This is a genomic window from Paenibacillus oryzisoli (genome assembly GCF_050467285.1).
In the GTDB taxonomy this organism is placed as follows: Bacteria; Bacillota; Bacilli; order Paenibacillales; family NBRC-103111; genus Paenibacillus_E; species Paenibacillus_E oryzisoli_A.
In genome coordinates this window covers 706,399-714,653 of the sequence record NZ_JBCMUN010000001.1, presented here as the reverse complement: position 1 = coordinate 714,653, position 8,255 = coordinate 706,399, and the positions used below count along the sequence as shown (strand labels likewise).

Annotated in this window: 9 protein-coding genes; 4 read left to right on the top strand and 5 right to left on the bottom strand. The window is 56.7% G+C overall.

All coding sequences use genetic code 11. The annotated features are described in order from the left end of the window. Window positions 1-13: 13 nt before the first annotated feature. The 4 genes from ABE504_RS02845 to ABE504_RS02830 form a co-directional block, all read right to left on the bottom strand. Entirely contained in the window at window positions 14-775 is a 762-nt protein-coding gene (locus tag ABE504_RS02845) for a LamB/YcsF family protein (RefSeq protein ID WP_430084185.1), read from the bottom strand. Between the two features lie 954 nt (window positions 776-1,729). Further along, window positions 1,730-2,725, bottom strand: a complete 996-nt coding sequence (locus tag ABE504_RS02840; RefSeq protein WP_430084182.1) for a biotin-dependent carboxyltransferase family protein — start codon at window positions 2,723-2,725, stop codon at window positions 1,730-1,732. A gap of 6 nt (window positions 2,726-2,731) precedes the next feature. Continuing rightward, the gene (gene pxpB, locus ABE504_RS02835; protein ID WP_430084180.1) at window positions 2,732-3,556 is read right to left on the bottom strand and encodes a 5-oxoprolinase subunit PxpB; all 825 of its coding nucleotides are present in this window, start codon (window positions 3,554-3,556) and stop codon (window positions 2,732-2,734) included. Beyond that, the gene (locus ABE504_RS02830; protein WP_430084177.1) at window positions 3,556-4,362 is read right to left on the bottom strand and encodes an alpha/beta hydrolase; all 807 of its coding nucleotides are present in this window, start codon (window positions 4,360-4,362) and stop codon (window positions 3,556-3,558) included. The genes pxpB and ABE504_RS02830 overlap by 1 nt, the downstream gene beginning before the upstream one ends. A 100-nt stretch (window positions 4,363-4,462) precedes the next feature. On the opposite strand from ABE504_RS02830, the gene ABE504_RS02825 reads away from it, so the two are divergent. Beyond that, complete coding sequence (locus ABE504_RS02825) at window positions 4,463-4,783, top strand: YbjQ family protein (RefSeq protein WP_126139260.1); 321 nt, start codon at window positions 4,463-4,465, stop codon at window positions 4,781-4,783. Next, window positions 4,780-5,028, top strand: coding sequence for an HD family phosphohydrolase (locus ABE504_RS02820; RefSeq protein WP_430084174.1), 249 nt, complete (start codon window positions 4,780-4,782; stop codon window positions 5,026-5,028). The genes ABE504_RS02825 and ABE504_RS02820 overlap by 4 nt, the downstream gene beginning before the upstream one ends. 89 nt (window positions 5,029-5,117) lie before the next feature. Here ABE504_RS02820 and ABE504_RS02815 read toward each other — a convergent pair whose 3' ends face one another. Then, window positions 5,118-6,716 carry a bifunctional metallophosphatase/5'-nucleotidase gene (locus tag ABE504_RS02815; RefSeq protein ID WP_430084172.1) on the bottom strand — a complete coding sequence of 533 codons (1,599 nt, stop codon included), beginning with the start codon at window positions 6,714-6,716 and terminating at the stop codon, window positions 5,118-5,120. 146 nt (window positions 6,717-6,862) lie between these two features. Here ABE504_RS02815 and ABE504_RS02810 point away from each other — a divergent pair, with 146 nt between their 5' ends. Beyond that, window positions 6,863-7,831 carry a phosphate/phosphite/phosphonate ABC transporter substrate-binding protein gene (locus ABE504_RS02810; protein WP_430084169.1) on the top strand — a complete coding sequence of 323 codons (969 nt, stop codon included), beginning with the start codon at window positions 6,863-6,865 and terminating at the stop codon, window positions 7,829-7,831. Window positions 7,832-7,981: 150 nt separating this feature from the next. Continuing rightward, window positions 7,982-8,227 carry a hypothetical protein gene (locus ABE504_RS02805; protein ID WP_430084166.1) on the top strand — a complete coding sequence of 82 codons (246 nt, stop codon included), beginning with the start codon at window positions 7,982-7,984 and terminating at the stop codon, window positions 8,225-8,227. The last annotated feature ends 28 nt before the right edge of the window (window positions 8,228-8,255 follow it).

The window sequence follows — 8,255 nt, the reverse complement described above, 5'->3', positions numbered from 1 at the left end:
GGCACGCGCGGGTTCAAGAGCCGATCGGCAGCACCGCGATGCCGCTGCTTGCTAGCAGCGCGCGGATGTCGCGCGCGAACTCCACGGCGTACGCCCCGTCGCCGTGCAGGCAAATCGTGTCCGCTTGAAGCGGAAGGTCCTCTCCCTCCAGGGAGCGGACCTTCCCCTCGCGGACGAGGCGCACTACCTGCGCCGCCGCATCCGCGGCGCTCTCGATCAACGCCCCGGCTTCGCCTCGGGGCGTCAATGCGCCGTCCCGCCGGTAGGTGCGGTCCGCGAACGCTTCGCTCGCGGTCCGCAGCCCCGCGGCGGCGCCCGCCCGCAGCAGCTCGCTGCCGGGCGGGCCGTACAGCGTCAGCTCCGCGCTGACGCTGGCGGTTGCAGCCGCAATCGCGGCCGCAAGCTCATGGCGCTTCGCCGCCATGTGGTAGAGCGCGCCATGCGGCTTCACGTGCTGCAGGCGTCCGCCTTCGGCGTGGACGAATGCCTGCAGCGCTCCGAGCTGATACAACGTCAGCTCGTAAGCTTCGTTCGGCGTGATGGCCATCTCACGCCGGCCGAAGCCGTTTAGATCGGGCAGGCCCGGATGGGCCCCGATCGCAACGCCTTTGCGCACGCACAGCTGCACTGTCGTGCGCATCGTGGCTGGATCGCCGGCATGGAAGCCGCAGGCGATGTTGGCGGAGCTGACATAGTCGAGCAGCTCCGTGTCGCGGCCGAGGCGATAGGCGCCGAAGCCTTCGCCCATATCGCAGTTTAAGTCAATGCGCCGCATTGGGCATCCTCTTTTCTATTCATTCGATTGATTAGAACGAGCTTCTTTCCCACTCAGTCAATGAAAAGTCGTCAAGATAAGTTCGTTAAAGTGGAATTCCTCCAGCTGATTTCGACCATTTCCAAGTAAACTAACAGCTGAACTGGAATTTCTCCATGTTGTTTGCCCAATTACGCCTATTTTGCACAAAAAGGTCCATCTGAACTGGAGGTTTTCCAGGTGAGCCTGGTAAATTAGCCTTTATCACCGCAATGAACAGGAGAAATTCCAGTTGAGCTCCTACATGCAGTAGCGCTGCAAAGTGCGGGGTAATAATTTCGCCAGCTGAACTCGCACGCGAACGCCCGCGACCAGTTGCACCAGCAACACCGTCTGCCCTATGCCCACACACAATCGCGCCCTTCCGCCATACGCGATTGTCCGCAGCTAGCTACCTCATCATAATTACTTTTACTAGCTGCCCCCCTCCCAACGACTCCTCATCCTCCAACCGCTCACCTACACCCCAGTGTTGTCAGGTTAAGAGGAAAAGCACGTTTTGAAGGGAGGAGAAAAAACGCTGAGGTCAAGGCAAACAGAAAAGGTAGCTATGAAGGAGTATGGTAATAAGTTTAGTAAGGGAACCCATTTCTGCAGATGTTACCGCATGTGCTTATTGAGTTCAATTCCCTGCGCGGCGGGCTGATTTGATAAAGATAAGCACTTTTCGTGTGCTTAATTTCCAAAATTGGGCGCTCCACGGCCCAATAAGCTCCCTACAAGTGCTTATTGAACTCAACTCCCTGCACGAAGGGCTGGTTTGACAAAGATAAGCACTTTTCGTGTGCTTAATTTCCGAAATTGAGCGCTCCACGGCTCAATAAGCCCACCGCATGTGCTTATTGATCTCACTCCCCCTGTACGGTGGCGCGCCTCGACAGAGATACTTTTCGAGTGCTTACTCTGCCACCACACCTACACTCCCACGTCCCTCCTCCACGCGCTGACGCCCGCTGCCAGCTGCCGCAGCTCTAGCTGCTGCACCAGCAGCGCTTCCTGCGCCTCCTGCAACGTGACTTCGGCGAAGCGCAGCTTGCCACCGGGCCGCACTTGCGCGGCGAGCGGGAGATCGGCCGTGATGACGTGGCCGATACGTGGGTAGCCGCCGGTCGTCTGGCAGTCCGCCAGGAGCAGCAGCGGCTGCCCGCTTGGCGGCACTTGCAGCGTGCCGGCGGCGACGGCCTCCGATACCAGCTCGGTCTCGGCACCGTCCAACCGCTCCAGTGCGGCTTCGCCGGCCAGCCGAAAGCCCATGCGGTCCGACTGCGGCGTCACGACGTACACTTGCTCTAAGAGCTGCGCCCAGCTCGCCTCGCGGAACAGCGGCTGCTCCCGGCCGCGCACGATGCGCAGAATCGGCTCGTCCGCATACGGCGGCCTGCACCGCGTACTGACGGCTCGCGCGTGCCGCACGTAGCGCTGCATGTCTTTCAGCTCGAGCGCCAGTTCGTGAATATCGAGCCGGTCGCCCGCCTGCAGCGCCCTGCCGGCAAAGCCGCCGATGCCGGCGCGCACATACGTGCTGCGGCTTCCGAGCGCTTCATCTGCGCAGAAGCCTCCGCCGACGGCGAGATAGGCGCGGCAGCCGTGCACGGCATGCCTCAGCTCCAGCATGCTCCCGGCTGGGATCACCCAAGGCCGCCAAAGCGGAGCCGGCTCGCCATCCACGTGGGCGTCCAGATCCCCGCCGCATATGGCAAGCAGCATGTCCGAGCGGGCGATGAGCTGCGGACCGATCCACGTCATTTCCAGTGTCGCCGCACCCGCCGGATTGCCGACGAGTACATTCGCAGCCCGATGCGCAAAAGCGTCCATAGGACCGGATACAATGACACCATGCTTGCGATACCCGAAACGGCCTTCATCCTGCAGCGTGGATAACAGGCCCGGTTTGATCACGTCAAAAGCCATGTCCCGCTAGTTCCTTTCACAAGCAGTTTCGTACTCATCCGGCGCAATCGGCACGAAGCGGACGACATCTCCCGCTTGCAGCAGGGAGGGCGGCTCCGCGTCCGGCCGGAACAAAGCGAGCGGTGTTCGGCCGATTACATGCCAGCCACCCGGCGTCATCAGCGGGTAAATGCCTGTCTGCGCACCGCCGATCGCGACCGAGCCAGCCGGAATCTGCATCCGCGGCACCGATCTGCGCGGCGTTGCCAGCCACTCGTCCAGCCCGCCCAAATACGGGAAGCCGGGAGCAAAGCCAATCATAAATACGGGATAATCCCGTGAGGTATGTAAGTCAATCACTTCGGCTTCCGATAGCCCGTGAAAGGCTGCCAGTTCCGCGAGATCAGGTCCATATTCGCCTCCATAACAAACCGGAATACGAACAATCCGATCCGCAGCGGATGACTCAGCCATGCGAGCTCCTGACACTTCGTACGCGTCCAATAAATGCTGCACCATTTGGGCAACCTGATCATAGGGAGACGGCATGACGGAGGACCCTAACGCACTTGCACTTGCACTTGCACTTGCACTTGCACTCTCACCTGCACCTGCACCTGCACTCGCACTCTCACTTGCCGCAGCCGCATACTCCGCCACGCTCAAAACATCGTAATAAATCGTGATCGTCGTATACGCCGGAACCAGCTCAATAAACCCCGGAAAACGGTGCCGCTCCAAAAAGTCCGCCAACTCGCGGATCACCGGGAGCAGCGCAGGCTCAATCGAATCGCCGAGCTTCATGACGACGGCTGAATCCCCCAGCGGATAGCAGGTATAAGCGCGGCCCATTAGGCAAATTGCTGTTTGCGCAGCCAGTTCGCACAGACGTCCGGCCAGACGTACGCTTCGGGATGATTGGCTGCAATGCCGATACCGTGGACTCCCGATTCAAAAACATGCAAATCAAACGGCACCTTGTGACGGCTCAGCGCCGCCGCGAACAGCAGGCTGTTCTCCACGGGAACCGCGGCATCGTCTGCCGTATGCCAAAGGAATGTCGGCGGCGTATCGGACGTCACTTGCTGCTCGCTGCTCATGAGCTGAATCAACTCTTCGCCCGCGTCTTCGCCGATGAGATTGTTTTTGGAACCTTGATGGCCGAGCGCCCTCATTGTAATGACCGGATAGCACAGCACCATCAGATCGGGACGGCAGCTTTGACGGTCGATCGGGTCCACCGCTTCCGGATTGCCTGCGTCGTAATGCGTGCCTGCTGTTGAAGCGAGATGTCCCCCTGCCGAAAAGCCCAAAATCCCCACGCGCTGCGGGTCGATGCCCCAGGCTTCGGCATGATGGCGTACGGTGCGGATAGCGCGCTGCGCGTCCTGCAACGGAACTGGATGGCGATAAGGCGCCACACGGTAGTTCAACACAAAAGCGGAAATGCCAAGCCCGTTGAGCCAACGCGCAATCGGCTCGCCTTCATGCGGAGCCCTGCGGCCGTAGCCGCCGCCCGGAAATACGATGACTGCGCCGCGCGGTTTGTCCCGTCCCTCTGCCAAATACAGCGTCAGGCTCGGGCAGCCCTGATTTTCCTCCCCAATCGCGTCTTGGGTAACTCCTGGCCATAGTTCAATCGTCTGATTTTCGTGCAACACTGAAACCCCCTTAAGAAATTAGCGTACTAATCTTTATAATAGCGAATCCCTTCAGGGGTGAAAAGCATCTATTTGATATCAAAAGGAGCGAATGCAGATGATCGTCGTTACAACGGAAAATATCCCTGGTTATGAGGTTACGGAAGTGCTCGGCAGTACGTTCGGAGTCGTCGTTCGGGCAAGAGGCATCGGGGGCGACATTCTGGCTTCCCTGAAAGGTCTCGTCGGCGGAGAAGTCACGCAATATACGCAGATGGTGGAGGACGGACGCAGACAGGCGATGGATCGACTGGTGAAAAATGCGGCCGCGATGGGCGGAGACGCCATCGTCATGATGCGCTTTGACAGCGGCGACATCGGGCAGAACATGACCGAAATCGTCGCCTACGGCACCGCGGTTAGGACGCGTCGTCTATGAGCGGATGGGCTCCGGTCCTGATCTCCTATTATGCGTTCTGGTTCATCGGACTTATCGTTCTTTTTCTTCTTGGTTATCTCGTTTACGACAAACGGTATAAAAGCAAAGGCGCGCAGACGCCGGACACGCCGCCTAACGGCTATCTGCACACCGCCGAAGTGTTCATCGATCCTAAAGACGGCTTCACGTACCGGGTGTATTACAATCCTCGAACCGGCGACCGCGCCTATGTTCGAGAGCGTTAGAAGCACCGCGCGCTTGGCCTCACGGCCCGCCGACACAGCAAAAAGACGCCCCCATTCCACTTGCTCAGTGGCGATGAGGACGTCTTTTTTTACTCCCAAATTACTTTCCAATTCCCGTTCACCGTCGCCTCAATCGTGCCGCGCTCCATAATGTAGCCTGCCAGCAGTTCGGCAACGTCCGTTGGAATGTCTTTGATAACCGGTTTGTCCTGGAACATGGCATAATTGCCGCCGCCCGCCGCGCGGTAGTTATTCATGACCACGTCGAACTCCCCGGCGGGATCGATCGGCGCCCCTTCATACAGCAGCTCCACAACACGCGAGCCGACCGGCCGGGAAATATTGAGCGTGTAGGTAATCCCTTCCCACATGTCATAGTTGTAATGCTGCGGCTTCGGCTCGCGGAATGAAGCGGAGATACCGACTTCTCCATCCGCCGCCGACAGCTCGAAGTAGCCCGCAGATTGCTCCAGCGCCGCCCGAATATCCGCCCCGGAAATACGAATCACTTTCAACGTGTTCGGGTAAATATAGTTCGATACAATATCCCGCATCGTGATGTCGGACGGAAAGCCCGGCGAAATATTATCGAACAAGGCCGTATTCGAAATCCGCGCGCCCGAGAGCTCCATCTGCACCTTATTGATAAACTCAATCAGGGCATTATCGCGAAGACGCGTCTGCATCGGGTCCTTCACGAGCATGTCGCCGGACAGTCTGCCGATCGGCTGATCCAACCAAACCTGCGCTGCCGCTTCATACGGCGTGACCATCTCAACTAGCTTCGCGTCAGCCTCTGCGTCCTGCACGGAGAGAAGTTCCGAGCTTTTCGCCGTAACTTGCCATTTGCCGTCCTCCTGCGCAAGCGTCAGGTTCACTTTGCCAAGCACCGCGCCAGCCACGCCCGGCTGCACAATTAGCACGCCGTTCACCTCGATACCGGCCAAGCTGCGATGCTGATGCCCCGTCAGAAGAACGTCGATACCTGGAACCTCCATGCAGAGACGGTAGCCTTGATTTTCACCCGTCAGCGGTTCAGTTGGCTCACCCGTCGCGAGATCCCGCTCAAACCCGCCGTGGTAGGAGACAACGATTACGTCGGCTTGCTCCTCCTCTTTTAACACACGAACCCACTGATGAGCCGCTTCCACCGCGTCAATAAACCTCAGACCCGCAATGTTTTTCGGCTCTTCCCAGTTCGGTATGTACGGCGTCGTTAAGCCCAGCACCCCAACGCGAACGCCTTCCGGCAGCTCTCGAATGAGGTAAGGCTTACCGAGAAACGGCTCGCCGCTCTTCTCGTCCACAATGTTGGCGCACAACCATGGAAATGCCGATTCCCCCACAGCTTTGCGAAGCGTATCCAGCCCGTAGTTGAATTCGTGGTTGCCGACGACGCCTGCGTCGAATCCCGCATAATTAAGTGCAAGCACCATGGGATTCACGGGCTCACGATTCAGCTTGGCATGGTGATAAGCGAGCGGCGTTCCCTGAATCAGGTCCCCGTTATCAATGACCAGGACGTTCGAATCGGCAGCGCGTTCGGAGGCAATAAGCGAGGCGATTTTGGCGATCCCGACCGGGTTCGACTTATTATTGGCATAATGAATCGGCAAAAAATTTCCGTGCAAATCGCTCGTTTCCAGGATGGTTAGCTGGCACTGAGGCCTTTTGTCCATATGCTGCATGAGGCTGTATCACCTATTCCATAATTTGTATTTGAACACATAGCTATTGTGAGTTTTACAAATACTAAACACTATCTTCCATATCTCTTATGTTAATGTTATAGTACAACATAGATTATAAGAAAATTAAACGGAGGTCAAATGAAATGAAAAAACTTACTGTCCTAGGCTTGTCCATGATCGTGGCGGCAACGACGCTTGTCGGCTGCGCGAAAAAAGAAGAAACAACGCCATCTGCTTCTGCTGGAGCAACAACTGCAGCATCCGCAGCGCCAGCGGCTGGCACTTTCGTCCCTAAAGAGCTTAAAGTGCAATTCGTTCCTTCCCAAAATGCTGAAACGCTCGAAGCGAAAGCAAAACCGCTGGAGAAGCTGCTTAGCGATAAAATCGGCATCCCTGTTAAAGTATCCGTATCCACTGACTATAACGTCGTTATCGAAGCAATGGCTTCCAAGCAAGTTGACGTAGGCTTCCTGCCTCCAAGCAACTACGTTGTTGCGCACGATACACGTAAAGCGGCTGATCTGCTCGTGCAAGCGACTCGTTTGGGCGTTGACGATGCAACAGGCCAATCCACGAAAGATCTGGTTGACTTCTATAAAGCTGAAATCCTGGTCAAAGCAGACTCCCCGATCAAATCCGTCGCTGACCTGAAAGGCAAGAAAATGGGCTGGCAAGGGGTTACTTCCGCAGCAGGTTACGTATACCCTGGTTATGTTCTGAAAAAAGCCGGCGTTGACCCAGTGAAAGACGTAACCGGCGTTCAATTCCAAGGTCACGATAAAGCGGTAATCGCGCTGCTGAACGGCCAAGTTGACGCTGTCGGCGTATTCCAAGACATCCGTGCCAACATGACGAAGGACTACCCGGACGTCTTCAAGCAAACAAAAGTTCTTGCGTTCTCCGACAAAATCCCGAATGACACGGTTGCGGTTCGTTCCGACATGGATCCAACTTGGAAGAAGAAGCTGACTGACGCGTTCATCGCGATCGGCAACGATCCAGAAGGTCAAAAAGTTATTTTCGACGTATACTCCCATAAAGGGTATGTAGCAACTGACGATTCGAAATTCGACATCGTTCGCAGTGTCAACAAAGAAATGGGCTTGAAATAATAAGCTCCGCCCGATAAGCAAGTGCCTCATCCCGGTTGCTCCTAACCTGGTGGGGCTTTTTACATTCTATTCCTTTCTTTCCTTGCATATGATGAATGTGGCGTGCCGGATGGTGGTCGTTTCATAACTCTGAGTGGGGTGAATGTTAGAATGTTTGAAGGGCTTATTCGCAGTAAACAACGCGTGAAAATCCGGTGTGGCAAGGACGAGATCGAAGGGGTCATCTCGCATTTTTATGCGGAGTTTGGCCTGCTGCGCGTGGGCAAGCTGATAATCCCGATCGCCTGCATCGAGCAGATCGAGGAAGTGGAACCCGAACAGCAACATCAGGTTCCTGTCCGAACAAAGCGAGAACCCTTCCTCCGTCTCGTCTCGGATGGCAGACACACCCATTAGCGCCTGCAGGGCGCTTATATAAGCAGAA

Excerpts from the sequence above, each read along its gene's own strand:
- ABE504_RS02825 (WP_126139260.1), top strand. The coding sequence starts at position 4,463 with ATGATCGTCGTTACAACGGAAAATATCCCTGGTTATGAGGTTACGGAA.
- ABE504_RS02845 (WP_430084185.1), bottom strand. The coding sequence starts at position 775 with ATGCGGCGCATTGACTTAAACTGCGATATGGGCGAAGGCTTCGGCGCC.
- ABE504_RS02810 (WP_430084169.1), top strand. The coding sequence starts at position 6,863 with ATGAAAAAACTTACTGTCCTAGGCTTGTCCATGATCGTGGCGGCAACG.
- ABE504_RS02820 (WP_430084174.1), top strand. The coding sequence starts at position 4,780 with ATGAGCGGATGGGCTCCGGTCCTGATCTCCTATTATGCGTTCTGGTTC.
- ABE504_RS02840 (WP_430084182.1), bottom strand. The coding sequence starts at position 2,725 with ATGGCTTTTGACGTGATCAAACCGGGCCTGTTATCCACGCTGCAGGAT.
- ABE504_RS02805 (WP_430084166.1), top strand. The coding sequence starts at position 7,982 with ATGTTTGAAGGGCTTATTCGCAGTAAACAACGCGTGAAAATCCGGTGT.
- pxpB (WP_430084180.1), bottom strand. The coding sequence starts at position 3,556 with ATGGGCCGCGCTTATACCTGCTATCCGCTGGGGGATTCAGCCGTCGTC.
- ABE504_RS02815 (WP_430084172.1), bottom strand. The coding sequence starts at position 6,716 with ATGCAGCATATGGACAAAAGGCCTCAGTGCCAGCTAACCATCCTGGAA.